30 protein-coding genes and 1 tRNA gene are annotated in these 25,128 nt (G+C 59.2%); 25 read left to right on the forward strand and 6 right to left on the reverse strand.

Annotated elements, in window-relative coordinates:
- From ASD70_RS02375 to ASD70_RS02415, 9 genes are read left to right on the forward strand one after another with little or no spacing between them, the layout of a single operon-like run.
- Positions 1–930, forward strand: coding sequence for a MerR family transcriptional regulator (locus ASD70_RS02375; RefSeq protein WP_056845549.1), 930 nt, complete (start codon positions 1–3; stop codon positions 928–930).
- Complete coding sequence (phrB, locus tag ASD70_RS02380; protein WP_056845550.1) at positions 931–2,370, forward strand: deoxyribodipyrimidine photo-lyase; 1,440 nt, start codon at positions 931–933, stop codon at positions 2,368–2,370.
- Complete coding sequence (locus tag ASD70_RS02385) at positions 2,363–2,785, forward strand: nuclear transport factor 2 family protein (RefSeq protein ID WP_056845551.1); 423 nt, start codon at positions 2,363–2,365, stop codon at positions 2,783–2,785. Before phrB ends, ASD70_RS02385 begins: the two co-directional genes overlap by 8 nt.
- Complete coding sequence (locus tag ASD70_RS02390; protein ID WP_046070830.1) at positions 2,782–3,561, forward strand: SDR family NAD(P)-dependent oxidoreductase; 780 nt, start codon at positions 2,782–2,784, stop codon at positions 3,559–3,561. Before ASD70_RS02385 ends, ASD70_RS02390 begins: the two co-directional genes overlap by 4 nt.
- Entirely contained in the window at positions 3,558–4,805 is a 1,248-nt protein-coding gene (locus ASD70_RS02395; protein ID WP_056845552.1) for an NAD(P)/FAD-dependent oxidoreductase, read from the forward strand. The genes ASD70_RS02390 and ASD70_RS02395 overlap by 4 nt, the downstream gene beginning before the upstream one ends.
- Positions 4,802–5,611, forward strand: coding sequence for a DUF1365 domain-containing protein (locus tag ASD70_RS02400; RefSeq protein ID WP_056845553.1), 810 nt, complete (start codon positions 4,802–4,804; stop codon positions 5,609–5,611). Before ASD70_RS02395 ends, ASD70_RS02400 begins: the two co-directional genes overlap by 4 nt.
- A complete protein-coding gene (locus tag ASD70_RS02405; RefSeq protein WP_056845554.1) occupies positions 5,598–6,869 on the forward strand; it encodes an SAM-dependent methyltransferase in 1,272 nt (423 codons plus the stop codon). The genes ASD70_RS02400 and ASD70_RS02405 overlap by 14 nt, the downstream gene beginning before the upstream one ends.
- Positions 6,862–7,353 carry a DUF2878 domain-containing protein gene (locus ASD70_RS02410; protein ID WP_056845555.1) on the forward strand — a complete coding sequence of 164 codons (492 nt, stop codon included), beginning with the start codon at positions 6,862–6,864 and terminating at the stop codon, positions 7,351–7,353. The genes ASD70_RS02405 and ASD70_RS02410 overlap by 8 nt, the downstream gene beginning before the upstream one ends.
- 54 nt (positions 7,354–7,407) lie before the next feature.
- A complete protein-coding gene (locus ASD70_RS02415; protein WP_046070825.1) occupies positions 7,408–7,713 on the forward strand; it encodes a YkgJ family cysteine cluster protein in 306 nt (101 codons plus the stop codon).
- A 106-nt stretch (positions 7,714–7,819) separates the two neighbouring features.
- On the opposite strand, the gene ASD70_RS02420 is transcribed toward ASD70_RS02415, so the two are convergent.
- The 6 genes from ASD70_RS02420 to hemA all read right to left on the reverse strand — a co-directional run bounded on the left by ASD70_RS02420 (position 7,820) and on the right by hemA (position 13,184).
- Positions 7,820–8,338 (reverse strand): acyloxyacyl hydrolase, encoded by a 519-nt coding sequence (locus tag ASD70_RS02420; protein WP_043049248.1) that lies wholly within the window; start codon positions 8,336–8,338, stop codon positions 7,820–7,822.
- A 110-nt stretch (positions 8,339–8,448) separates the two neighbouring features.
- Complete coding sequence (gene murI / locus ASD70_RS02425) at positions 8,449–9,243, reverse strand: glutamate racemase (protein WP_056845556.1); 795 nt, start codon at positions 9,241–9,243, stop codon at positions 8,449–8,451.
- A complete protein-coding gene (locus tag ASD70_RS02430; RefSeq protein WP_046070823.1) occupies positions 9,236–9,991 on the reverse strand; it encodes a molybdopterin-synthase adenylyltransferase MoeB in 756 nt (251 codons plus the stop codon). Before ASD70_RS02430 ends, murI begins: the two co-directional genes overlap by 8 nt.
- On the reverse strand, positions 9,985–10,815 hold the full coding sequence (prmC, locus tag ASD70_RS02435; RefSeq protein WP_046070822.1) for a peptide chain release factor N(5)-glutamine methyltransferase: 831 nt from the start codon (positions 10,813–10,815) through the stop codon (positions 9,985–9,987). The genes ASD70_RS02430 and prmC overlap by 7 nt, the downstream gene beginning before the upstream one ends.
- On the reverse strand, positions 10,816–11,898 hold the full coding sequence (gene prfA, locus ASD70_RS02440; RefSeq protein ID WP_056845557.1) for a peptide chain release factor 1: 1,083 nt from the start codon (positions 11,896–11,898) through the stop codon (positions 10,816–10,818).
- The gene (hemA, locus tag ASD70_RS02445) at positions 11,895–13,184 is read right to left on the reverse strand and encodes a glutamyl-tRNA reductase (protein WP_046070821.1); all 1,290 of its coding nucleotides are present in this window, start codon (positions 13,182–13,184) and stop codon (positions 11,895–11,897) included. The genes prfA and hemA overlap by 4 nt, the downstream gene beginning before the upstream one ends.
- A gap of 303 nt (positions 13,185–13,487) precedes the next feature.
- On the opposite strand from hemA, the gene ASD70_RS02450 reads away from it, so the two are divergent.
- From ASD70_RS02450 to ASD70_RS02525, 16 genes are all read left to right on the forward strand, one after another.
- On the forward strand, positions 13,488–15,212 hold the full coding sequence (locus ASD70_RS02450) for a tetratricopeptide repeat protein (RefSeq protein ID WP_056845558.1): 1,725 nt from the start codon (positions 13,488–13,490) through the stop codon (positions 15,210–15,212).
- A gap of 4 nt (positions 15,213–15,216) precedes the next feature.
- Entirely contained in the window at positions 15,217–15,834 is a 618-nt protein-coding gene (lolB, locus tag ASD70_RS02455; RefSeq protein ID WP_056845559.1) for a lipoprotein insertase outer membrane protein LolB, read from the forward strand.
- A 1-nt stretch (position 15,835) separates the two neighbouring features.
- Positions 15,836–16,684: a 4-(cytidine 5'-diphospho)-2-C-methyl-D-erythritol kinase gene (ispE, locus tag ASD70_RS02460; protein WP_082561399.1), complete on the forward strand. Its 849-nt coding sequence runs from the start codon at positions 15,836–15,838 to the stop codon at positions 16,682–16,684.
- A 37-nt stretch (positions 16,685–16,721) separates the two neighbouring features.
- A tRNA-Gln gene (locus tag ASD70_RS02465) sits at positions 16,722–16,796 on the forward strand.
- Positions 16,797–16,842: 46 nt separating this feature from the next.
- Positions 16,843–17,784, forward strand: coding sequence for a ribose-phosphate pyrophosphokinase (locus ASD70_RS02470; RefSeq protein ID WP_003208392.1), 942 nt, complete (start codon positions 16,843–16,845; stop codon positions 17,782–17,784).
- A 138-nt stretch (positions 17,785–17,922) separates the two neighbouring features.
- Positions 17,923–18,528 carry a 50S ribosomal protein L25/general stress protein Ctc gene (locus ASD70_RS02475; protein ID WP_032886113.1) on the forward strand — a complete coding sequence of 202 codons (606 nt, stop codon included), beginning with the start codon at positions 17,923–17,925 and terminating at the stop codon, positions 18,526–18,528.
- A gap of 166 nt (positions 18,529–18,694) precedes the next feature.
- Complete coding sequence (gene pth / locus ASD70_RS02480; protein WP_003208389.1) at positions 18,695–19,279, forward strand: aminoacyl-tRNA hydrolase; 585 nt, start codon at positions 18,695–18,697, stop codon at positions 19,277–19,279.
- Between the two features lie 22 nt (positions 19,280–19,301).
- Complete coding sequence (gene ychF, locus ASD70_RS02485) at positions 19,302–20,402, forward strand: redox-regulated ATPase YchF (protein ID WP_046070818.1); 1,101 nt, start codon at positions 19,302–19,304, stop codon at positions 20,400–20,402.
- Between the two features lie 371 nt (positions 20,403–20,773).
- Positions 20,774–21,691 (forward strand): sigma-54-dependent Fis family transcriptional regulator, encoded by a 918-nt coding sequence (locus ASD70_RS02490; protein ID WP_046070769.1) that lies wholly within the window; start codon positions 20,774–20,776, stop codon positions 21,689–21,691.
- 185 nt (positions 21,692–21,876) lie between these two features.
- Positions 21,877–22,056 carry a hypothetical protein gene (locus ASD70_RS02495; protein ID WP_046070770.1) on the forward strand — a complete coding sequence of 60 codons (180 nt, stop codon included), beginning with the start codon at positions 21,877–21,879 and terminating at the stop codon, positions 22,054–22,056.
- 52 nt (positions 22,057–22,108) lie between these two features.
- Positions 22,109–22,468: a hypothetical protein gene (locus ASD70_RS29220; RefSeq protein ID WP_046070771.1), complete on the forward strand. Its 360-nt coding sequence runs from the start codon at positions 22,109–22,111 to the stop codon at positions 22,466–22,468.
- A gap of 6 nt (positions 22,469–22,474) precedes the next feature.
- The gene (sctJ, locus tag ASD70_RS02505) at positions 22,475–23,260 is read left to right on the forward strand and encodes a type III secretion system inner membrane ring lipoprotein SctJ (RefSeq protein ID WP_046070772.1); all 786 of its coding nucleotides are present in this window, start codon (positions 22,475–22,477) and stop codon (positions 23,258–23,260) included.
- A 169-nt stretch (positions 23,261–23,429) separates the two neighbouring features.
- Positions 23,430–23,795, forward strand: a complete 366-nt coding sequence (locus tag ASD70_RS28045; RefSeq protein WP_233518743.1) for a type III secretion protein — start codon at positions 23,430–23,432, stop codon at positions 23,793–23,795.
- A gap of 24 nt (positions 23,796–23,819) precedes the next feature.
- Entirely contained in the window at positions 23,820–24,392 is a 573-nt protein-coding gene (sctL, locus tag ASD70_RS02515) for a type III secretion system stator protein SctL (protein ID WP_046070774.1), read from the forward strand.
- A 114-nt stretch (positions 24,393–24,506) separates the two neighbouring features.
- Entirely contained in the window at positions 24,507–24,725 is a 219-nt protein-coding gene (locus ASD70_RS02520; RefSeq protein ID WP_046070775.1) for a hypothetical protein, read from the forward strand.
- A gap of 1 nt (position 24,726) precedes the next feature.
- The gene (locus ASD70_RS02525; RefSeq protein WP_108240737.1) at positions 24,727–25,116 is read left to right on the forward strand and encodes a type III secretion system chaperone; all 390 of its coding nucleotides are present in this window, start codon (positions 24,727–24,729) and stop codon (positions 25,114–25,116) included.
- The last annotated feature ends 12 nt before the right edge of the window (positions 25,117–25,128 follow it).

Here is a 25,128-nt window from a genome sequence, read left to right on the forward strand (position 1 = left end):
ATGAACCCTGCCTTGCTCGACGAACCCGGCGAAGACATTGCCCTGGCCCTGGAAAACGGCTGGTTGCCGATCCGCGAAGTGGCACGCCAGACCGGCGTCAACGCCGTGACCCTGCGCGCCTGGGAACGCCGCTACGGCCTGATCGTGCCCCAGCGCACGCCCAAGGGGCATCGGCTGTTCAGCGCCGGACACGTGCAACGCATCCATACCATCCTCACATGGCTCAATCGCGGCGTGCCGGTCAGCCAGGTCAAGGATTTGATCGATTCGGCCCAACCCAATGCCGAGCCGATGGAAAACGAATGGCACAGCCTGCGCCAGCATCTGCTCAGTGCCATCAGCGAGCTGGCGGAACGCCGGGTCGACGATGCTTTCAACCAAGCCATGGCGCTCTACCCGCCGCGTACCTTGTGCGAACAATTGATGTTGCCGCTGCTCAGGGAGCTGGAGCAGCGTTGGCAGGGCCAGTTCGGCGCGCAGATGGAGCGGGTGTTTTTCCTGTCCTGGCTGCGCAGCAAGTTCGGCGCGCGGATTTATCACAACAATCGCCAGCTTCACGGCGCACCGCTGCTGCTGATCAACCATTCCGACTTGCCACTGGAACCGCACTTGTGGCTCAGCGCCTGGCTGGCCAGCAGTGCCGATTGCCCAGTGGAAGTATTTGACTGGCCGCTGCTGGCCGGCGAATTGGCACTGGCGGTCGAGCATCTGCAACCGCGTGCCGTGCTGCTGTACTCAAGCAAGGCCCTCCATTTGTCGGCACTCACAAAACTATTGGGCGGCGTCAGTTGCCCAATATTGATTGCCGGCTCAACGGTGTGCATCCACCACGCCGAGTTGGCCGCATTAACCCTTGAGATCCCTGAATTGTCCGTGGCCGAAGATCCGTTGTCGGCCCACCAGTTACTGATCCAGCGTGGAATTGTCTAAATGCATTTGATCTGGCTGCGCACCGACCTGCGCCTGCACGACAATACAGCCCTGGCTGCCGCGAGCCAGCGCGGCCCGGTCGCGGCCATTTACCTGGTCACGCCCGAGCAGTGGCTGGCCCATGATGACGCGCCGTGCAAAGTTGACTTCTGGCTGCGCAACCTGCGGCAGTTGGGCCAGGCGCTGGACAAACTGAACATCCCGCTGCTGATCCGCCACGCGGCGACCTGGGACCAGGCACCGAAAGTGCTGAGCGAAGTATGCCGGCAACTGTCGGTTGAATCGGTGCACTTCAACGAGGAATACGGCATCCACGAAAGCCAGCGCGATGCTGCCGTGGCCAAGGCCCTGGAAGCGAGCGGGGTGACCTTTCACAGCTATCTGGACCAGCTGTTGTTCCAGCCGGGCAGCGTACTGACCAAGACCGGAACCTACTTCCAGGTGTTCAGCCAGTTCCGCAAAGTCTGCTACAACCGCCTGCACACTGCCCTGCCCCGCCTGGTGGCAACGCCCAAGGCACAGGCCAGGCTTGAGTTGCAAAGCGATCCTGTGCCGACAACGGTGGCAGGTTTCGAGCCGCCCAGCGACAGCTTGCGCGCCCTCTGGCCCGCCGGTGAAGACGAAGCGCGTCGCCGTCTCGACGCCTTCGCCGACCAGCAGATCAGCTATTACAAGGACGAGCGCGACTTCCCAGCCAAACCCGGCACCAGCCAGTTGTCCGCCTACCTCGCCGCCGGGGTGGTGTCGCCGCGCCAGTGCCTGCACGCCGCGCTACAAACCAACCAGGGCGAGTTCGAGAGCGGCGACATCGGCGCCATCACTTGGATCAATGAGTTGCTGTGGCGCGAGTTCTACAAACATATCCTGGTCGGCTACCCCCGGGTATCCCGGCACCGCGCCTTTCGCCCGGAAACCGAAGCGCTAGTCTGGCGCGACGCACCTGAGGATTTGGCCGCCTGGCAACAGGCGCGCACCGGCCTGCCGATCATCGACGCGGCCATGCGCCAACTGCTGGAAACCGGTTGGATGCACAATCGTCTGCGCATGGTCGTGGCGATGTTCCTGACCAAGAACCTGCTGATCGACTGGCGCGAAGGTGAGCGCTTCTTCATGCGGCACCTGATCGACGGCGACCTGGCGGCCAACAACGGCGGCTGGCAGTGGAGTTCATCGACCGGCACCGACTCGGCACCGTACTTCCGGATTTTCAGCCCGCTGAGCCAATCGGAAAAATTCGACGGCGACGGCCTCTTCATCAAGCGCTGGCTGCCGGAGCTCGCCGCTCTGAACAAAAAAGAGGTGCATAACCCCGCAGCGGCCGGCTTGTTTGGCGCGGCAGACTACCCGCCGGCCATCGTCGACCTGAAGCAGTCCCGGGAGCGTGCCTTGGCGGCCTTTCGCAGCCTGCCTTCACGCCAGGAGATGGCCGATCATGAGTGACTTCCTGCGCCGCTTCGCCCACAGCTTCGCCACGCTGGACAAGCAAAACCTGCATCTGCTCGACAGCCTGTACAGCGAGGACATCGCGTTTACCGACCCACTGCATGAAGTCCATGGTCTGCCTGCGCTGCGGCGCTACTTCACCGAGTTGTACAGCAACGTCAGCCAACTGCAGTTCGACTTCCACGGCTTCGATGCCGTGGCCGAAGGCGAAGGTTACCTGCGCTGGACCATGAAGTTTCGCCACCCGCGCCTCTCGGGCGGCAAGGTGATTCAAGTGCAGGGCTGTTCCCATTTGATGTGGCACGACAAGGTCTATCGTCATCGTGACTATTTCGATGCCGGTGCCCTGCTCTATGAACACGTACCGGTACTCGGACGTATCGTCAGTTGGTTGAAAAGGAGAATGGGATGAGCCTTGCACCCCGACGTTATTGGCTGACCGGCGCCAGCAGCGGCATCGGTGCCGCGCTGGCCGTGGAGTTGCTCAACAGCGGCGCCCACGTGGCACTCAGCTCCCGCACCAAAGGCCCGCTGGAAGCGCTCGCCCATCGCTATCCGGGGCAAGTGCTGGTGGTGGCCGGCGACCTGACCAACAGCCAGACCGTGCGCGAGATCGGTGAACGTATCGGCGAGGCCTGGGGTGCCCTGGACACGGTGATCCTTAATGCCGGCACCTGTGAATATGTCGACGCCCGGCAATTTGACTCCTCGATCATCGAGCACGTAGTGCGCACCAATCTGCTGGCCAGCAGTTATTGCATCGAGGCCGCGCTGCCGCTGTTGCGTGCCGGGCTTACCCCGCACCTGGTGGGCGTAGCCAGCGCCGTGACTTACCTGCCAATGCCCCGCGCCGAAGCCTATGGCGCGTCCAAGGCCGGGCTGCGCTACCTGTTCGAATCCCTGCGCATCAGCCTGTCGCCGGAAAACATCGACGTCACGGTGATCAGCCCTGGCTTTGTGGACACGCCGCTGACCGAGCGCAATGATTTCCCGATGCCCCTGAGTTGGTCCGCCAACAAGGCAGCGCGGCATATCTTTGCAAAACTGGAAAAGCGCCCGCTGGAGATCGCTTTCCCGGCGATGTTCATCGCCACCCTGTGGCCGTTGTCCAAGCTGCCCAACCGGGCGCAATTGATCATCGGCAAGCGCATGCTGCGCAGCCCACCGCCGCACAAGGACGATCTGTGAAGATCGCCATCATCGGCAGCGGTATCGCCGGGCTGACCAGCGCCTATCTGCTCAGCCGCCGCCACGACATTACGTTGTTCGAAGCGGGTGATTGCATCGGCGGGCATACCCATACGGCCAACGTGACGGTTGAGGGAAAAAGCTATGCGGTAGATACAGGCTTCATCGTGTTCAATGACTGGACCTACCCTAATTTCATCCGCCTGCTGGGTCAGATTGGCGTCCAATTCAAACCCACCGAGATGAGTTTTTCGGTGTGCGACCAAAGCACCGGTTTCGAGTACAACGGCAACAACCTTAACAGCCTGTTTGCCCAGCGCCGCAATCTTCTGTCGCCGGGCTTCTGGGGCATGTTGCGCGATATCCTGCGCTTCAACCGCCAGGCCCCCCTGGACCTGCAAGCGCAGCGCATCAGCGCCGAGATGACCCTCGGCGACTACCTTGCAGCCGGCGGTTATGGCCCCAGGTTTATCCGGCACTACATCGTGCCGATGGGCGCGGCGATCTGGTCGATGTCCCTGGCCGACATGCTCAACTTTCCGCTGCAGTTCTTTGTGCGCTTCTTCAAGAACCACGGCTTGCTCTCGGTGAGCAACCGCCCGCAATGGTGCGTGATCGAAGGCGGCTCCAGCTGCTATATCGAACCGCTGACCCGCAGCTTTATCGAACAGATACGACTCAATTGCCCTGTGCATAAGGTGCAACGCACGGACGATGGCGTGGTTATCCACAGTCCCGCCGGCAGCGAAACCTTCGACCGTGTGGTGTTCGCCTGCCACAGCGATCAGGCCCTGGCCTTGCTCGCCGATCCCAGCCAGGCTGAACAGGAGATCCTCGGCGCCCTGCCCTACGCCAACAACGACGTGGTGCTGCACACCGATACGCGCCTGCTACCCGAGCGCAAATTGGCCTGGGCCAGCTGGAATTACCGGCTGACCGGCAACCAGCAGCCCCAGGCCGCTGTGACCTACGACATGAACATTCTGCAAGGTATCGACAGCGCCACCACCTTTTGCGTCAGCCTCAACCAGACGCAGATGATCAACCCGTTGAAGATCCTTGCGCGCTACACCTATGCCCATCCGCAGTACAGCCTGGCCGCCGTGGCCGCTCAAGCCCGCTGGGAAGAACTGCACGGTGCGCGCAACACCTTCTACTGCGGTGCCTACTGGGCCAACGGCTTTCACGAAGACGGTGTGGTCAGCGCCCTGCGCGTAGCCCAAGCCTTTGGGGAAACCCTGTGAACAGCGCCCTGTACAGCGGCTGGATCGCCCATCGCCGGTTTGCGCCCAAGGCCCACGCCTTTCGCTACCGCATCGGCCTGCTGTACCTGGACCTCAGTGAAGAGAATGAAGTGCTTGGGCTGTCGCCCCTGGCCGGCCGAAGTCGCTTGGCGCCCTTCGGTTTCCGCCAGCAGGACTACCTGCGTGAATTCACCCGCCACGGCATGAGCTTGAGCGATGCCGTGCGCCACGAAGTCGGCAAGGCACTGGGGCGTACACCCCAGGGCGTTATCTGCCTACTGACCCAGGCCCGCAGTTGGGGCCTGGCTTTTAATCCTGTGAGTTTCTTCTACTGCTTCGAGGCTGACGGACGATTGGCCGCGATCCTGTGTGAAGTGACCAACACCCCCTGGCGCGAGCGCTATCACTACGTGCTGCCGGCCCAGGCGCTCGCCGCCGATGAGCACCAGCATTTCGCCGTGGCCAAGGCTTTTCATGTGTCGCCCTTTTTGCCTCGCGACCTTGAATACCGCATGAGTTTCAGCCCGCCCGCCGCCAGGCTCGGCGTGCACATGGCCGACTGGCAGGGCACGCAAAAACTCTTCGACGCCACCCTGAGCCTGGAACGCCAACCTCTGAGCCGCGCGAGCCTGCATGGTTATTTATGGCGTTTTCCCTGGATGACTGCCAAGACTTGCCTGGCGATCTACTGGCAAGCCTTGCGCCTGTTGCTCAAGCGCACACCGATTTTTTCCCACCGAGCCGCCGACGGCGTCTCTCGCACCGCAGTCGGGTACACCAAGGATCGCCACCATGAAATCCCCTAGCTTATCGGTCAAAGCCAACCGCCTGAACGTCAACGGTGTGACCGCCGCCCTGTTACGCAAGGGCGTGCTGCGCCAGCTCAGCCAATTGCGTCATGGTCAGTTGGTGATCATCGAAGACGGCGAGCGGCAAGTCTTCGGCGCCCGGGAAGCGCACCTGCTGGGGGAGATCCAGATTCTCGACTCGGCGGCCTGGGGCCTGGTGGCGGCCAATGGTTCAATCGGTGCCGGCGAAGCGTTTATCCACGGTTACTGGACCAGCCCGGACCTTACCGCCGTGGTCCGGGTGATGGTCAGCAACCTGGACGTTCTCGACGCCATGGAGGGTGGCCTGGCACGCCTGGCGCGGCCGTTCACCCAAGGCTTGCATTGGCTCAACCGCAACACGCGCAAGGGTGCGCAGAAAAACATTGCCGCCCATTATGACCTGGGCAACGACCTGTTCGAAGAGTTCCTCGACCCCACCATGATGTACTCGGCGGCGCAGTTTCTGACGCCCGATGACACCCTGGAACAGGCGCAACTGAACAAGTTGGCGCGTATCTGCCAGAAGCTGGCGCTCAAGCCCAGCGATCATCTGCTGGAAATCGGCACCGGCTGGGGCAGCATGGCTCTGTATGCGGCGCAGCACTACGGTTGCAAGGTCACCACCACGACCTTGTCCAAGGAGCAGTTCGCCTACACCGCGCAACGCATCCAGGCACTGGGCCTGCAAGATCAAGTGACCTTGCTGCTAAGCGACTACCGTGACCTCACCGGCACGTACGACAAGCTGGTATCGATCGAAATGATCGAAGCAGTGGGCCATCGCTTCCTGCCCACCTATTTCAAGCAATGTGCCCATTTGCTCAAGCCCGACGGCCTGATGCTGCTACAAGCCATCACCATCCGCGAACAACGCTTCGAGCAGGCCAAGCGCAGCGTCGACTTTATCCAGCGCTATATCTTCCCTGGCGGCGCCTTGCCCTGTGTACAAAACATGCTGCAGATCGTCAGCCGCGACACAGACATGAACCTGTTGCACATGGAAGACTTCGGCCTGCACTACGCACGCACCCTGCGCCTGTGGCATGAGAACTTTCGTCGCGCCCATGGCCGCCTCACCGAATTGGGCTACGACGAGTACTTCCTGCGTTTGTGGGAGTTTTACCTGTGCTACTGCGAGGGCGGCTTCATGGAACGCACCATTGGTACGGCGCAATTGCTGCTGGCCAAACCGGCGGCGATCAACCCACCGTTGCTCGGGCGCTTCAGTGCTTAAACCCTTGGCCAACGCTGTACTGTTCCAGTGCGGCTGGTTTGCCTGCGTGCTCGGCGGCGATAGCCTGTGGCTGCTGGTGGGCGTGGCGGTACTGGGAATCCATTGGCTGTGGATAAGTTCGCCGGCTGATGACGGCGTGCTTATCGTGACAGTGACACTCGCAGGCACGCTGCTGGACACGCTATTACGCACCCTGGGAGTTTTCCACTTCAGCGAGCCCGGGCCGATGATTCCATTCTGGTTGATGTTGTTATGGGCATTGCTGGCCACAACCTTGCGCCATTGCCTGGCCTGGAGCGCACGGCCCTGGTGGCTTGCCAGCCTGCTGGGCGCGGTGGGCGGGCCTCTGTCTTATTACGCAGGCAGCCAGTTGGCGGGGGTGAGTTTTGGCTACGCAACCCCAGCCACATTGACCGGCCTGGCGTTGTTATGGGCCATGCTGTTTCCCTTGCTGCATAGGGTCGCACGTGGATTGGAGAATTGACGCCCGTCCGAGCTTTAATACGCACCTGACCGACTTGCCTTACACTGCGCGCCTATGACCAACATCCCCCATATTCAAATCACCGAACCTGCCGTCACCTGCTCGACGTGTGCGGCCTGCTGCTGCCAGTTGGAGGTCATGCTGATCACCGACACCGGCGTGCCGCAGCGCTTTATCGATACCGACGATTGGGGCGGTGAAGTGATGCTGCGCCTGGACGACGGCTGGTGCGCCGCGCTGGACCGGGACACGATGATGTGCACGATTTACGCGCTTCGGCCATTGATCTGCCGGGAGTTTGAGATGGGTGCGCCGGAATGCCTGGAAGAGCGCGAAGGCATCGCCACGGTCTATCGCTGACCTGTAGGAGCGAGCTTGCTCGCGAAAAATCTGAACGCACCACGTCAACCCAGATTCACTGCGTTATCGTTGACGTTCTTCGCGAGCAAGCTCGTTCCTACATTGCTTACAGCGGCATGGTGTAGTGCAACGAGTAGCTCTCTACCCCATCGTTATTGCTGCTGATACCGGCGTTGGAATAGTGCGTGGCGCGAATGCCCACCTCATGCCCGCCGTTGAAGCGCAGGCCGAAACCCAGGCGGTCTTCGAACTGAAAAGATTGGCCGATGTTGTTGTCTTCCAGACGGGTGCGGGAGAACAGTGCCACCCCGATACCGGCTTCGATGTAGGGTTTGACCGACTCGCCGGCAAATTCATACACAAACACCGGCGAGAACGACAGGCTGCTTGCCCCTGCACGGTCATCACCTTCCCAATAGGTATAAGCGCCGCTCCAGTAGCCGGTCAGACGGCCAACGTTGCTTTGCATCCAGCTCTTATCCCAATCCGAGGTCAGGCCCAGTCGATAGGTCAACGTCGAATCACTGGTGCTCCCCAACCCGAACTCCAGGCCAGCGGCCTGGGCTGAAACAGAGTGTCCCAACACAGCGGCCGCAATCGCAGCCAAACAGAACAAGCGCTTCATAAGAAACATCCTTTCCGAACGAAGTTATATGGTTTTAAACAGGCTAACTGGCTATAGAAGCTGAGGCATAGACGGAAGTTCAGCTTTTTTCAGCGCATTTCACGAAATTTTCACGAAGCAAAGCTTCGCACAATTCCGGGCTGTTTCCATAGTGTCGGTAGGATATTTCTTAAGTGAAACAGATCACCGCTGGTCCAGAACTGTGTAGGTTCAGGATCGCCAGCGGCCAGCAGGTCGCGCTCACCTAATAAGCGCTTGAGCTGGCGCGCCACGGCGGCGCCGGTATCAATGAGGATAATGTTGGGGGGCAGCATCTGCGCCAGCAGTGGCTTGAGAAAGGGATAGTGGGTGCAACCTAGGATGATGGTGTCGCAACCGGCGCCGACCAGTGGTTCGACATAGCCCTGCAACAACCTGTGCAGGACAGGGCTGTCCAGGTCGCCGGTTTCGATCAACTCCACCAGGCCCGGGCACGGCTGGGTAACCACTCGCACATCGGTGGCGAAGCGGTCGAGCAAGGCGGCAAACTTGGCGCTTTGCAGGGTGCCGGTGGTAGCGAGCACACCGACGACGCCACTGCGCGTGGCGGCAGCGGCGGGCTTGACCGCAGGCTCCATGCCGACCAACGGCCAATCGGGGTAGTCCCGGCGCAAATCGGCAACGGCGGCGACGGTGGCCGTGTTACAGGCAATCACAAACGCCTTCGCGCCGCGCTCGCGGAAAAACTCAGCGACGGAACGGGAACGCTCGAGAATGAATGCCGGGGTTTTCTCGCCATAAGGTATATGCCCACAGTCGGCCACGTACAACAGTGACTCATGGGGCAATAATTGCTGGATTTCCTCCAGCACCGTCAGGCCACCAATGCCGGAGTCGAACACACCGATGGGCGCACCCTTAACCATGCTGGGGCCCGCAGACGCTGCAACCAGGGTCACGCTTGACGCGCAGCTCGCGAAAGCGCGTGGTCAGGGCATCGATCAGCAACAACCGGCCCACCAGTGGCTCGCCAAAACCCGCCAGCAGTTTCAAGGCTTCCAGCGCTTGCAAGCTGCCGACCAGGCCCACTAACGGCCCGACTACCCCGGCTTCGCTGCAGGTCAGTTCGGTGTCGCTGCCATGCCCATATAAACAGTGGTAGCACGGGCTGTCGGCGCGCCGTGGATCGAACACCGACAATTGCCCCTCCAGGCGAATCGCCGCGCCACTGATCAACGGCTTGCCGGCGGCGATACAGGCAGCGTTGACCGCCTCGCGGGTAGAGAAGTTGTCGCTGCAATCGAGCACCACGTCCACTGCGGCGACGGCGGCGGCCAGCGAGTCGGCATCCAGCGCGGAGCGATGGGCGACCAAGGTGATTTCCGGGTTGATCGCACTCAGGCGACGCAGGGCCGAATCGACTTTGGTCTGCCCCACGCTGTCGGTGTCGTGGATGATCTGGCGTTGCAGGTTGGTCAGGTCGACGGTATCAAAGTCGGCCAGGTGCAATTCGCCCACGCCGGCGGCGGCGAGATACAGCGCAACCGGTGCGCCCAGGCCACCCAGGCCGACGATCAGCGCGCGACTCTGTTTCAGGCGCAATTGGCCGTCGACGTCGACATGCTGCAACAGAATCTGCCGGCTATAACGCAGCAGCTCCTGGTCGGTCAGCATGGGCGATGCCCCAGGGTGATACGTTCATGACCACCGAGGTCGATACGGCTATGTACGCTTTCAAAACCCTGGTTCAGCAGCAGGTCGCGCACCGCCGGGGCCTGGTCGTAGCCGTGTTCGAGCAACAACCAGCCACCGGCACGCAAGTGAGCTGGGGACTGCTGGATGATCAGGCGCAAATCGTCCAGCCCATCAGGGCCCGCCACCAGGGCGGTGGCGGGTTCGAAACGCACATCGCCGGCCACCAGGTGCGGATCATTGTCAGCAATGTACGGCGGGTTGCTGATGATCAGGTCAAAGCTGTGGCCTTGCAGGGCGCTGAACCAATGGCTGTTCAGCACCGTGGCGTTGTTGAGGTGCAGGCGCTGGCGGTTGCGCTCGGCCAGGGCCACTGCTTCCAGCACGCGGTCGACAGCCGTGACCTGCCAGGCCGGGCGTTCGCTGGCCAACGCCAAGGCGATGGCGCCACTGCCGGTGCCCAGGTCGAGGACGTTGGCGGGCGTGGCGGGCAGCAACTCCAGGGCGGCCTCCACCAGCAGTTCGGTTTCCGGACGCGGGATCAACGTGTGCGGCGCGACCTCCAGGTCGAGCTTCCAGAAGCCCTGCTGGCCGAGGATATACGCCACCGGCTCACCGCTGCGGCGGCGCTGCAGGTAGCCGGCAAAGGTCAGCGCATCTTCGCTGCTGACGATCTTTTCCGGCCAGGTGTGCAGGTAGCTGCGCGACTTGCCCAAGGCAGCGGCCAGCAGCAACTCCACGTCGAGGCGCGCAGTCGGCGAATCGGGCAGGTCGGCGGCACGCAGCAGGCTGGCAATGATGGTCATTTATTCACCTATCGCCGCCAGTTGATCGGCCTGGTATTCGGCGAGCAACGGCTTGATCACCGCATCCACGCCACCGGCGAGAATCTCGTCCAGGGAGTATAGGGTCAGGTTGACCCGATGGTCGGTGACCCGGCCCTGGGCAAAGTTGTAGGTACGGATACGCTCGGAACGGTCGCCCGAGCCCACCAGCAGCTTGCGCTCGCTGGCAATCGCGTTGGCGGCGGCGCTGGTCTGCTGGTCGTTCAGCTTGGCCGACAGCCAGGACATGGCCCGCGCACGGTTCTTGTGCTGGGAGCGTTCTTCCTGGCACTCCACCACGATGCCCGACGGCAAGTGAGTGATACGGATTGCCGAATCGGTTTTGTTGACGTGCTGGCCACCCGCACCGGATGAGCGGTAGGTATCCACGCGCAAGTCCGCCGGGTTGATCTCGATGGCCTCCTGCTCGTCCGGCTCGGGCAGCACCGCCACGGTGCACGCCGAGGTGTGGATACGGCCCTGGGACTCTGTCGCCGGTACACGTTGTACGCGGTGGGCGCCGGATTCGAATTTCAGCTTGCCATAGACGTTGTCACCTTCGACCCGTGCAATGACTTCTTTGTAGCCGCCGTGTTCACCTTCGTTCTCGGACAGGATCTCGACCCGCCAGCCGCGTCGTTCGGCATAGCGCGAGTACATGCGAAACAGATCGCCGGAGAAAATCGCGGCCTCGTCGCCACCGGTGCCGGCGCGGATTTCGAGGTACACGTTGCGCCCGTCGTTCGGGTCCTTGGGCAACAGCATGCGTTGCAGGTCGCCTTCCAGCTCGGCGAGCTTTTCCTTGGCTTCGCGGACTTCTTCCACGGCCATTTCACGCATGTCAGGGTCGCTGTCCTTAAGCAGCGCCTGGGCGCCTTCAAGGTCCGCCTGCACTTTGGTGAGGCTTTTGTAGGTAGCTACAATGGGTTCAACTTCTGCGTATTCCTTGGAATAAGCACGGAACTTGGCCTGATCAGAAATGACCTCGCCATCGCCGAGCAAGGCGGTCAGTTCTTCGAAACGGTCCTGGAGCACGTCCAGTTTATTGAGCAGTGACGCTTTCATTGCGGTTTTTTATCCGAAGAGCTGTCTGACGCGCCCTCACCGAGGGCAAAGAGTTCCTGGGCCATGGCCAGCGCATCAAGGCGGCCTTCGGCAGTAAGCTTTTTCAACTGGACGCTGGGAGCGTGGAGCAGCTTGTTGGTCAGGCCACGGGCCAATTGCATCAACACCTCTTCGGCGCCGCTGCCGTTGGCCAGCATCCGCTGGGCCTTGAGCAACTCTTCATCACGCAGGCGTTCGCCCTGCTGACGATACGCCTTGAGCACATCCACCGCCGCCAATTCACGCAGGCGCACCATGAAATCTTCGGCGCCGACGCTGACCATTTCCTCGGCGGCCTGGGCGGCGCCCTGGCGGCTCTTGAGGTTCTCGGCAACCACCTCATGCAGATCGTCGACGCTATAGAGGTAAACGTCGTCCAACTCGCCGACTTCGGGTTCGATATCCCGGGGAACGGCGATGTCCACCATGAAGATCGGCTTGTGCTTGCGCAGCTTCAACGCGCTTTCGACCGCGCCCTTGCCAAGGATCGGCAACTGGCTGGCGGTGGAGCTGATGACGATATCACTGCGTACCAATTCAGCCGGGATATCCGACAGCAGCACGGCGTGGGCACCGAACTGCTCGGCAAGGATACTCGCTCGTTCAAGGGTACGGTTGGCGACCACAATACGCTTCACGCCCAGATCATGCAGGTGACGGGCCACCAGGGTGATAGTTTCCCCGGCGCCAATCAGCAAGGCCTGGCTACGCTGCAAATCGCTGAAAATCTGCTTGGCCAGGCTCACGGCGGCAAAGGCCACGGAAACCGGGTTTTCGCCGATAGCCGTGTCGGTGCGCACCTGCTTGGCGGAATTGAACGTAGCCTGGAACAGCCGGCCCAGCAACGGGCCGACAGTGCCGGCCTCACGCGCCACGGCATAGGCGGATTTCATCTGGCCAAGAATCTGCGGCTCGCCCAGCACCAGCGAATCGAGGCCGGCCGCCACGCGCATCATGTGACGAACTGCCGCATCCTCTTCATGCACATAGGCACTGGCGCGCAGGTCATCGAGGCTCAAATGGTGATAATCGGCCAGCCAGCGCAGTACGACATCCGCGCAAAGATGTTCCTGCTCTATATAGAGCTCGCTGCGATTGCAGGTCGAAAGGATCGCAGCTTCGCGGCTGTCGGTGAGCCGGCAGAGCTGCTGCAGGGCCTCAACCAACTGCTCTGGCGTAAACGCCACGCGCTCGCGCACGTCTACGGAGGCAGTCTTGTGGTTAATACCGAGTGCGAGGAAGGCCATTCAATATCGCTGATGATGTCGGGAAGCCGACAATTGTCCTACTTCGAAAGATCCAGAACAACCACCGTCGTCTATTGTCCCTATACCTTATGCCTATAAATGCACCCTGCAGGAGCGAGCTTGCTCGCGAAAAACGTAGCAATACAGCTGAGTGCCAGGCTTGCCGCGCTATCGTTGACGATCTTCGCGAGCGAGCTCGCTCCTACAAAGGCAGCAATAGTCGTATTCCGAGTGCCCCGGTTATGTTTGGCCGAAGGCTTGTGTCATGATGATCCGACCGCAGGTTAGTCGTCCTCTTCCTATATGAATAGATCTTCCGCGTTGCTCCTTGCTTTTATCTTCCTCAGCGGCTGCCAGGCCATGGCACCCGTTTCGCCGGACGCTGCGCCGCCGGCGGAAGACAGCACCCCCGCCCCTGAAAAGCCCAAGGTTTATTCCTCGTTCAGTGAAGAAACGATCTACAGCCTGCTGACCGCTGAATTGGCCGGCCAGCGCAATCGTTTTGATATTGCGCTGGATAATTATGTAACCCAGGCCATCAACACCCAGGACCCGGGCATCTCCGAACGAGCCTTTCGCATCGCCGAATACCTGGGCGCCGACCAGGCTGCGCTGGACACTTCGCTGATCTGGGCAAAAAACGCCCCGGACGACCTGGAAGCCCAACGTGCAGCTGCGGTGCAATTGGCACGTGCGGGCCGTTATGACGACTCTATGGTCTATATGGAGAAAGTCCTGCAGGGCAAGGGCGACACACATTTCGACTTCCTTGCGCTGTCGGCCGCCGACACCGACCAGGACACGCGCAATGGCCTGATGAAAAGTTTCGACCGCCTGCTGCAAAAACACCCGAAGAACAGCCAACTGGTGTTCGGCAAGGCCCTGTTGTTGCAACAGGATGACGAAGCCGACGCCGCACTCAAGTTGCTGGAACAAAACCCACCGGAAGACGGCGAGATCGCGCCGATCCTGCTGCGCGCACGCCTGCTGCAAAACCTCAACCGCGGCAAGGAAGCGATTCCGCTGCTGGAAAAAAGCATCAAGAAATACCCGGACGATAAGCGCCTGCGCCTGACTTACGCACGCATGCTGGTGGAGCAGGACCGCATGGAGGACGCCAAAGTGCAGTTCGCCAATCTGGTCCAGCAATACCCGGACGACGACGAACTGCGTTATTCCCTGGCACTGGTCTGCCTGGAAGCCAAGGCCTGGGATGAGGCCAAGGGCTACCTGGAAGAGCTGATCGAGCGTGACAGCCACGTGGACTCGGCGCACCTGAACCTTGGCCGCATCGCCGAAGAGCGCAACGACCCGCAGGCGGCTCTGCTGGAATACGCCCAGGTCGGCCCCGGCAACGACTACCTGCCCGCCCAACTGCGCCAGGCCGACATCCTGATGAGCAACGGCCGTACCGACGAGGCAGAAAAACGCCTGGCCGCGGCCCGCGATGCCGAGCCGGACTACGCTATCCAGCTGTACCTGATCCAGGCCGAGACCTTGTCGGCCAACAAGCAGGGCGAACGCGCCTGGAAGCTGCTGCAACAAGCATTGCTGCAATACCCTGACGATTTGAACCTGCTGTATACCCGCGCCATGCAGGCGGAAAAACGCAATGACCTGGCCCAGCTGGAAAAAGACCTGCGGCTGATCATCAAGCGCGACCCGGACAACGCCATGGCTCTCAATGCCCTGGGTTACACCTTGTCCGACCGCACCACGCGCTATGCCGAAGCCAAAGTGTTGATCGAACAGGCCCACCAGCTCAACCCGGAAGACCCGGCCGTGCTCGATAGCCTGGGCTGGGTGAACTATCGCCTGGGCAACCTCGACGAAGCCGAGCGTTTGCTGCGCCAGGCACTGGAGCGTTTTCCCGATCAAGAAGTTGCCGCACACCTGGGCGAAGTGCTCTGGGCTAAAGGCAAGCAGCGCGAAGCGCGACAAATCTGGGAAAAATTCCTCAAGGAACAACCCGAAAGCCCCATCCTGCGCGGCACCATCAAGCGCCTGACCGGATCCGAGACCCTTTAAGCTTATGTTCTTGCGCCACATTATTGTTTTCAGCTTCATCGCCTTGCTCGCCGGTTGCGCGGGCATAGGCAGCCGCGAATCCGTTGAAGGCCAGGGCAGCCCGGCGCAATGGAAACAACACAAGGACCAACTGAGCAGTATCGATGGCTGGCAGATCGAGGGCAAAGTCGGCGTTCGTGCGCCGAAAGACTCTGGCAGCGGTACCCTGTTCTGGCTGCAACGCCAGGACTACTACGATATTCGTCTCTCGGGCCCGCTGGGCCGGGGCGCGGCGCGCCTGACCGGCCGACCGGGGCAAGTGAGCCTGGAAGTGGCCAACCAGGGCCGCTACGAAGCAAGCTCTCCGGAAGAACTGCTGGAGCAGCAGATCGGCTGGAAGCTGCCTGTCTCGCATCTGGTCTGGTGGGTACGCGGCTTGCCGGCGCCCGATAGCAAGAGCCGCCTGAGCCTCAACGGCGATAGCCGCCTGGCCACGCTGGAGCAGGATGGTTGGCAGGTGGAGTACTTGAGCTACGTTGAACAAAGCGGTTATTGGCTGCCCGAACGCATCAAGCTGCACGGCACCGACCTTGACGTCACGCTGGTGATCAAGGACTGGCAACCGCGCAAGCTGGGGCAATAACGTGACTGAACGCCTGACCCTGCCCTCGCCAGCCAAACTCAATCTGATGCTGCACATCCTCGGGCGCCGTGAAGACGGTTACCACGAATTGCAGACGCTGTTTCAATTCCTCGACTACGGCGATGAGCTGACCTTCGCCGTACGCGACGATGGCGTGATCCAGCTGCATACCGAATTCGAAGGTGTGCCCCACGATAGCAATCTGATTGTGAAGGCTGCGAAAAAACTTCAGCAACAATCTGGCACCTCGCTCGGCATCGATATCTGGATCGACAAGATCCTGCCCATGGGCGGAGGTATCGGTGGCGGCAGCTCAAATGCCGCAACCACATTGCTGGGCCTCAATCACCTGTGGCAACTGGGCTGGGACCACGACCGCCTGGCTGCACTGGGCCTCACACTGGGCGCCGACGTCCCGGTTTTCGTGCGTGGGCACGCCGCGTTTGCCGAAGGCGTGGGGGAGAAACTCACCCCTGTAGAGCCCGAAGAACCTTGGTATGTCGTGCTTGTGCCGCAAGTATCTGTAAGTACAGCAGAAATTTTTTCAGATCCGTTGTTGACACGTAACTCTTCTCCCATTAAAGTGCGCCCCGTTCCCAAGGGAAACAGTCGAAATGACTGCTTACCGGTTGTAGTAAGGCGTTATCCAGAAGTACGTAACGCTTTGAATTTGTTAGGTAAATTTACCGAAGCAAAATTAACCGGAACTGGAAGTTGTGTGTTTGGGGGCTTCCCAAGCAAAGCTGAAGCTGATAAAGTCTCGGCCCTTCTTACAGAGACCCTTACAGGGTTTGTAGCAAAGGGAAGCAACGTTTCGATGTTGCATCGCAAGCTGCAAAGTCTGCTCTAAAAGGAATCGAGTGCTGGGCACTCGTTGCAACAGATACAGGGGCGTCGCCAAGCGGTAAGGCAGCAGGTTTTGATCCTGCCATGCGTTGGTTCGAATCCAGCCGCCCCTGCCATTTTCTAATACTCATCCAGGTTACCCTCAGCCTCTAGGTACTGCGCGTGTCCAAGATGATGGTCTTTACGGGGAATGCCAACCCCGATCTGGCTCGGCGTGTCGTACGTCAGCTGCATATCCCTCTCGGTGACATCTCTGTCGGTAAATTCTCCGACGGCGAAATTACAGCCGAGATCAATGAAAATGTCCGCGGTAAAGACGTCTTCATTATTCAGCCGACCTGCGCTCCGACCAACGATAACCTGATGGAACTCGTCGTGATGGCTGATGCCTTCCGCCGCTCCTCAGCGACTCGAATCACAGCTGTAATCCCTTACTTTGGTTATGCCCGTCAGGATCGCCGTCCGCGTTCCGCACGTGTGGCTATCAGCGCGAAAGTCGTTGCTGACATGCTGACCGTGGTGGGTATCGACCGTGTTCTCACGGTTGACCTGCACGCTGACCAAATCCAGGGGTTCTTCGATATTCCGGTAGATAACATCTACGGCTCCCCCGTCCTGGTGGATGACATCGAAGACCAGCGCTTTGAAAACCTGATGATCGTGTCCCCGGACATTGGCGGCGTCGTGCGTGCACGGGCTGTCGCCAAATCCCTGGGCGTGGATCTCGGGATCATCGACAAACGCCGTGAAAAAGCCAATCACTCTGAAGTGATGCATATCATCGGTGATGTCGAAGGGCGTACCTGTATTCTGGTTGATGACATGGTCGACACCGCCGGCACCCTGTGCCACGCGGCCAAAGCCTTGAAAGAGCACGGTGCGGCAAAAGTCTTCGCCTACTGCACACACCCTGTGCTGTCGGGCCGAGCGATCGAGAACATCGAGAACTCTATGCTGGACGAACTGGTGGTGACTAACACCATCCCGTTGTCCGCTGCTGCTCAAGCCTGTTCGCGTATCCGTCAACTGGATATCGCGCCGGTAGTTGCCGAGGCGGTTCGCCGCATCAGCAACGAAGAATCGATCAGCGCGATGTTCCGTTAAGGGTCAAACCTTCGGAGCACCTCACTGACGAAAAGCGCCCCGCCCCAGCATTCTGTTGGGGCGGGGCTTTTTTGCCCATATCGCCTTTAGCGCTGGTCGCAAACGCTGGGGCGAATGTGGTTATTTTGGAGATACAACATGAACGATTTTACCCTGAATGCTGAAGTGCGTTCCGACCTGGGGAAAGGTGCGAGCCGCCGCCTGCGTCGTCTCGCAAGCCTGGTTCCAGCTGTAGTCTACGGTGGCGAAAAAGCCCCTGAGTCCATCAGCATGCTGGCTAAAGAAGTAGCCAAGCTGCTCGAAAACGATGCTGCCTACAGCCACGTTATCGAACTGAACGTTGGCGGCAAGAAGCAGAACGTTATCATCAAGGCCCTGCAGCGCCACCCTTCCAAGGGCCACGTACTGCACGCTGACTTCGTACGCGTTGTAGCCGGCCAGAAACTGACCGCTATCGTGCCTGTGCACTTTGTTGGTGAAGAAGCTCCGGTCAAGAAAGGTGGCGTTGTTTCCCACACCACTACCGAGCTGGAAGTAAGCTGCCTGCCGAAAGACCTGCCTGAGTTCATCGAAGTCGACCTGTCGGCTGCTGAAATCGGCACCATCATCCACCTGTCCGACCTCAAGGCCCCTAAAGGCGTTGAGTTCGTTGCACTGGCTCACAACGACGACAAGGCTGTTGCCAACGTCCACGCGCCACGTGTTGTAGCAGAAGATGAAGCCGGCGAAACCGCTGCCGAGTAATACACTCTGCAACGAAGGAGCTTGAGGGAACATCGCGGACCGAACGTAGCGAGAAAGCGGGCAACAACGCGAAGTTTATCTCTGGATAAGTGAGCTCCTGTCGTCCACTTTCGCCGCACGCCGGTGTAGCGATGTTATCCACAACTCCAAAGGAAGGGCCCCTGTCGTGACTGCCATTAAACTGATCGTTGGCCTGGGAAATCCAGGCGCCGAATACGAACAGACCCGGCATAACGCAGGGGCCCTTTTTGTTGAGCGCATCGCCCACGCCCAAGGCGTCAATCTTGTGGCCGATCGCAAATATTTCGGCCTGACCGGGCGCTTTTCGCACCAGGGTCAGGATGTTCGTCTGCTGATTCCCACCACCTACATGAACCGCAGCGGCCAGGCTGTCGCGGCGCTTGCGGGCTTCTTCCGGATCAAACCCGAAGAAATCCTGGTGGCCCATGACGAACTGGACCTGCCACCCGGGGTTGCCAAGCTCAAGCAAGGCGGCGGGCATGGCGGGCACAATGGCCTGCGTGACATCATCGCGCAGTTGGGCAATCAGAATACCTTTTACCGTCTGCGGCTCGGCATTGGCCACCCAGGCGTTGCCAGTATGGTTTCAAATTTCGTCCTGGGTCGTGCGCCACGCGCCGAACAGGAAAAACTCGATGCCAGCATCGATTTTGCCCTCGGCGTGCTGCCGGATATCTTCGCCGGTGAATGGAACCGCGCGATGAAAAACCTGCACAGCCAGAAGGCCTGACTCTTACCCGAGGGGAAACACCATGGGATTCAATTGCGGCATCGTCGGCCTGCCCAACGTCGGCAAATCCACCCTGTTCAACGCCCTGACCAAGTCCGGTATTGCGGCAGAGAACTTCCCCTTCTGCACCATCGAGCCCAACAGCGGTATCGTGCCGATGCCGGACCCACGCCTGGAAGCTTTGGCGGCAATCGTCAACCCCAAGCGCATCCTGCCGACCACCATGGAATTCGTCGACATCGCTGGCCTGGTCGCCGGTGCCTCGAAAGGCGAAGGTCTGGGCAACAAGTTCCTGGCCAACATCCGTGAAACCGACGCCATCGCCCACGTGGTCCGCTGCTTTGAAGACGAGAACGTGATCCACGTCTCCAACAGCGTCGACCCGAAACGCGACATCGAGATCATCGATCTGGAACTGATCTTCGCCGACCTCGACAGCTGCGAAAAGCAACTGCAGAAAGTCGCACGCAACGCCAAGGGTGGTGACAAGGATGCCGTGGTCCAGAAGGGCCTGCTGGAGCAGTTGATCGCTCACTTCACCGAAGGCAAGCCGGCACGCAGCCTGATGAAGACCATGGGCACTGACGAGAAGGCTGTGATCAAGGGCTTCCACCTGCTGACCACCAAGCCGGTGATGTACATCGCCAACGTTGCCGAAGACGGCTTCGAGAACAACCCGCTCCTCGACGTGGTCAAGGCCATCGCCGAGGAAGAAGGTGCCATCGTCGTTCCGGTATGCAACAAGATCGAAGCGGAAATCGCCGAGCTCGATGACGGCGAAGAAAAAGACATGTTCCTCGAGGCCCTGGGCCTGGAAGAGCCTGGCCTGAACCGTGTGATCCGTGCCGGCTACGAGATGCTCAACCTGCAGACCTACTTCACCGCCGGTGTCGAAGAAGTCCGCGCCTGGACCGTCAAGGTCGGTGCGACTGCGCCACAGGCTGCCGGCGTGATCCACACCGACTTCGAAAAAGGCTTCATCCGCGCCGAAGTCATCGCCTATAACGACTTCATCCAGTACAAGGGTGAGGCTGGGACCAAGGAAGCCGGTAAATGGCGCCTTGAAGGCAAGGACTATATTGTCAAGGATGGGGATGTCATGCACTTCCGCTTCAACGTATAAGTAAACCTGTAACCCCTGTACCGAACAAAAAAGCCGATGCATTGCATCGGCTTTTTTGTGGCTGTTTGTTTCAACATTTGAAACAAGTGCAAATTCAACGTATGAAAAAACTACTTAACCAGGGCTCTAAAAAAACTTATCCACGCAATCCTCCCGCCTTTAAGTTTTCTCCTACGCTAAACACGCTATAACCACCGAAAAACCACTTGAACAAAACAGCGCACTGAAATAGTTAATATTTCTCACGTTATTTTTCAGCCTTTTCACGTTAACAGACACGATGACTTTTTTGATTATTTAGGCTCTACTGGCTGCACGCCAACAGCGTTCTATCAACAGTGAAGTGATAGCGATAGTGGAGCACCTGGACTATGTCAGCTTCTTACACAATAACAAATGAGACATACCTCCCCTCCGTTGAAGCCTTGGAAATCGAGCGCACGCTTAAGAGTACTGCAGCGCTCGATATCGATATTTTGTTACTGGGAGAAACCGGCACTGGCAAGGATACCCTCGCCCAACGGGTCCATCGTTTGTCGGGTCGACGCGGTCATTTTGTCGCAGTCAACTGCGCCGCCATCCCGGAAAGCCTTGCAGAGAGCCAACTATTCGGCGTCAACAGCGGCGCCTACACCGGAGCAGTGCAGTCACGCGCGGGGTTTATCGAAACCGCACATTTGGGCACCTTGTATCTGGATGAAATCGACAGCATGCCACTTTCCATGCAAGCCAAGCTGCTACGTGTGCTGGAGTCGCGGGGCGTCGAACGCCTGGGCTCCACCCGGTTCATCCCGGTAGACATGCGAGTCATCGCCTCTGCACAGCAATCGCTGCATGAGATGGTCGAGCAAGGGAAATTCAGGCGCGACTTGTATTTCCGCCTGAGCGTGGTGAACATCAATCTTCCTCCGCTGCGTAACCGCCGTGACCGAATCGTCCCGTTGTTCCTGAATATGATTCAAGAGGAAGCCGAGCACTATAAGTGCCTGGCCCCAGCCCCTTGCAGCGAGCTGGTCCAACAGTTGCTGTGCCATCCTTGGCTGGGGAATGTGCGTGAACTGCGCTCCACTGCCAAGCGATTCGTGCTGGGACTGGCGCCGCTTTCAGACTCCCCCTCGAACGCTACAAACGCGCCAACGAACCTGAAAGAACGCCTGCAACAAATCGAGAAAGCCCTGATTGAAGAGGCTTTGAGACGCCATTCCTACTGCGTGGACGAGGTGGCGGCAGAGTTGGGCATGGCGAAGCGAACGCTCTACTATCGGATGAAACAGTTAGAAATACAGTAGCCCACTGCCCAGCCGATATGCACCCAAGAAAACTCCAGACACATCCTTCAAGTAAAAATTGGAACCATAGTCAAGCCTGAGCCACATAAGTACGAGCCTGATATATTTAGTACCTATTGGAAGCATCAATACTGAAACTAGAAAATCGGGCTCAAATATCATTTCTTAAATAGCGGAGTTTAACTATGGGCAATGTTACTGGCGCCAGCGCAAACACCTACCAACCCCCTCTCCAAAGCCCCGGCGGCGGAGAAAACGAAGACCTCAAGCAGGAAAGGAAAGCAGCAGCTCGTGAATCTTTGAAGGAAAGTATTGAGTCCTTCAAGATCACTGAGAAGAAAAAGAACATCGACGCAATACGTTAAATCGCTTGACCGCCCTTTTCATTAAAAGGGCGGTTTTCCCAAGGAGGTCTATATGAAAATAGAAGTCGACGTATTACGCGAATATCAAAGCGGCCTGACACCCCGTAGGTCCCCTACCCAGCCTACGCCCCAAGGCGAAGATGTGAGCTTTTTCAGCTCGCAATTGGAACCCTCGATGCAACGGGTTAGCGCCGCGCCGACATCGAATGCCCTGACCGACGCTTTGCAGCATCTGGACAAGGCGAAAAGTGGCATGAGCAAAGGCCTCAAGGACTTCAACAATGAGTTCAAGGAAAAAAATCGACTCAACTATGCCTCCCATCTTTCAGACTCCGTCCTGCTGACCCAAACTCTGGTGAAGTGCGTCGGCAAGGGCGCGCAATGCCTCGAAAAAGTCAGCAACCTGCAGTAGGAAAAAATGATTCGTTTTCTTTCGATCGGACTCGTTCTCTCGCTGTCGCTGATACTGGGCGGCTGCAGTGAAAGTGTCGAACTGCATCGCCAACTGTCCGAACAAGACGCCAATGAAGTCATCGCGGAACTGGCTGACAAACACATACGCGCACAAAAAGTGCCTGCCAAGGACGGTGTGGTGATCCGGGTCAATGTAGCCGATATCAGCCGCGCCGTTCGCACGCTTGAAGCCGTAGGGCTGCCCAAGGTCGCCCGCGCCACAATGGGGGATACTTTCCGCAAGGAAGGCGTCATCTCCACGCCGCTGGAAGAACGTGCCAGGTACATCTACGCCCTGTCCCAGGAGCTGGAGGCGACCCTGTCAAACATCGATGGCGTCATCGTCGCTCGTGTGCACGTCGTGCTGCCCGAACGCGTGGCTCCCGGTGAGCCCGTCCAACCTGCTTCCGCCTCGGTGTTCATCAAGCATGACCCGCGATTGGAGCCCGACAGTATCAGGGCCCGTGTACGCAGGATGGTAGCCAGCAGCATTCCCGGCATGAGCACTGCATTGGATAACGCGCAAAAGCTTACGGTCGTTTTCGTGCCGGCTTCGGTCTATCAGGAACAACAACGATTGATCTATTTCGGCCCTTTCCTGATCCCTGAGGAGGACGTCGGTTTTTGGCGCACCAGTGTCGGCCTATTGATTGCCGGCGCGATACTGACGCTGGTCGCTGTGCTGTTTTGGCGCATCAGAGTCCAACGGTCAACGCCAGCTGTAGCCCCGGCTCAACCGTCGAATGAGTGATCACCTGGCTTGGGCACAATGGTGGGCCAATCCCTGGCAGTCTTCGCACCCGGACGCAACCAGCGCCCACACTTATGACGCAGTGCTGCCCTTGTGTCGCAGCCGGCCCGGGCTGGCATGTGCCGCCTTGGGCATAGAGCCGTGTCTGCCTCCTGCCCCGTGTGCAACGGTGCTTGGCTTGGCACTGGCATCACCGGAGCAGATTGATCTGGCAATAGCGCTACTGGACCTCACGTGCCATCCCAACCTCGACAGCCCCTTGTGCGACGAACACCGCAAGTGGTGCGAACGCCTTGCCAAGGCTCTGCATCCCGGTGCCTTGCTGCAACCGGACGACGATCCACTGCAATTGCTGCGGGCCTGGGTCGAACCTGCTGTCTGGCAGCGTCTGCGGTTGCGCCTGGCCCCCCATCGGGTGCAGGCAATTGAAAGGACATACCTGTCACTTGACGACGCCCATGGCCGGCTCAATACGCTTTGGCAAGCGATTGTCTGGCGTATCGCCGCAACGCATAGCGAACTCACCCATCGTTAACTGCAAAAAATCGGAGCCTTGTCGATGCTGACCCTACGCAGAATTGAGTTGCACAACGGTGTCCCCGGCCAGCCAAAGGTTTTGATTACCCGGGAAATGCTTGCCGACTGCTCGCGGGCCGGGCAGCTACTGGGTAGCGCCCAGGCCCAAGCCGACGAACTCTTGCACCAGGCGGCTGAACATCGCGAAGAACTGCTTGAACAGGCCAGTCTCGACTTCTGGTCACGGGCCAACGCGCAGCTCAGCGCCTGGGAGCGCCAACGCCAGGCGATGTGCGACAACCTTGAGCACTACGCCACCTCCATCGCCAACCAAGCCTTCCACTGCCTGTTGGAGGAAGTGCCTCAGCCCCAACGCCTTTCGGCATTGATTAAACAGCTGGTAGCGACGCAAATCCCCCCGATCAAGGCAACGCTGGTTTGCCACCCCCTTGAGCACGATCACATCGCCCAAGCCCTGGCCAAACTGGACTCTACGCTTTGGAGGCTTCGTCCTGATGACCAGGTCAAACCTCAAACGTTGCTGTTGGAAACAGAGGAAGGCGACTTCCGCATCGACTGGGCATCAATGCGCGAAATTTTGTTTGCGAGCGCGTAGGAAACATCAACGAAAAAGCGATGAAGGCAGCGATATTTTTAAAAAACATGTCCGCCGATGGAACTGGTGACAAACAACCCGCCACACAGTTCAGACACATCTGGAGTAAAACTCATGGACTTCTACGGAAACCTGAACACTCACCTGTTGAAGCAGGTTCAATCTGACACCAAGCGTGTGAATACCGCCTATAAAGACACTGAAGCATTCGATGGCGACATCGAGTATTTCAGCGATCTAGTGAAACAACAGAAACTCTCCATCATCGCTTTCAACGAACAAGTCCGCTCCAGGCATACGCTGCTTAAGACAGCCCTGGATGGTGTGCAGTAAGTTGCACACACTCATTGGCGGCTGGTTGAACGGCCAAGAAGAGCAGCTCACATTGTTCGAGAATGACGACGAAATCAACTTTCGGCGTGTCTCGAACAAACTGCTGATAGAGGTCCAGTTGACAAAGGCGGGCGCGGACAACGCCTCGCTACGAACTTGGATGCGCCTGGGGGGCCCCAGCCTGAGCTATTTTCACGGTGCTCTGGCGCAGTCACCCCTCACCGGTGCGCTTTGGCTTGTTCAATGTGTGGAGATGGGCCACGGCGAACAGCCCGTGAAGTGCCTCGAATCCCTTCTTAACCAACGCGACACTTGGCGCGCCATCGTTGCGCGCCAGGCCCGGCCTGCACGCGCATTCGTTCCCACGTCACTGCGCTCGATACCGCACTAACAAGAGACCTTC

This window comes from Pseudomonas sp. Root569, from assembly GCF_001427465.1.
GTDB lineage: Bacteria > Pseudomonadota > Gammaproteobacteria > Pseudomonadales > Pseudomonadaceae > Aquipseudomonas > Aquipseudomonas synxantha.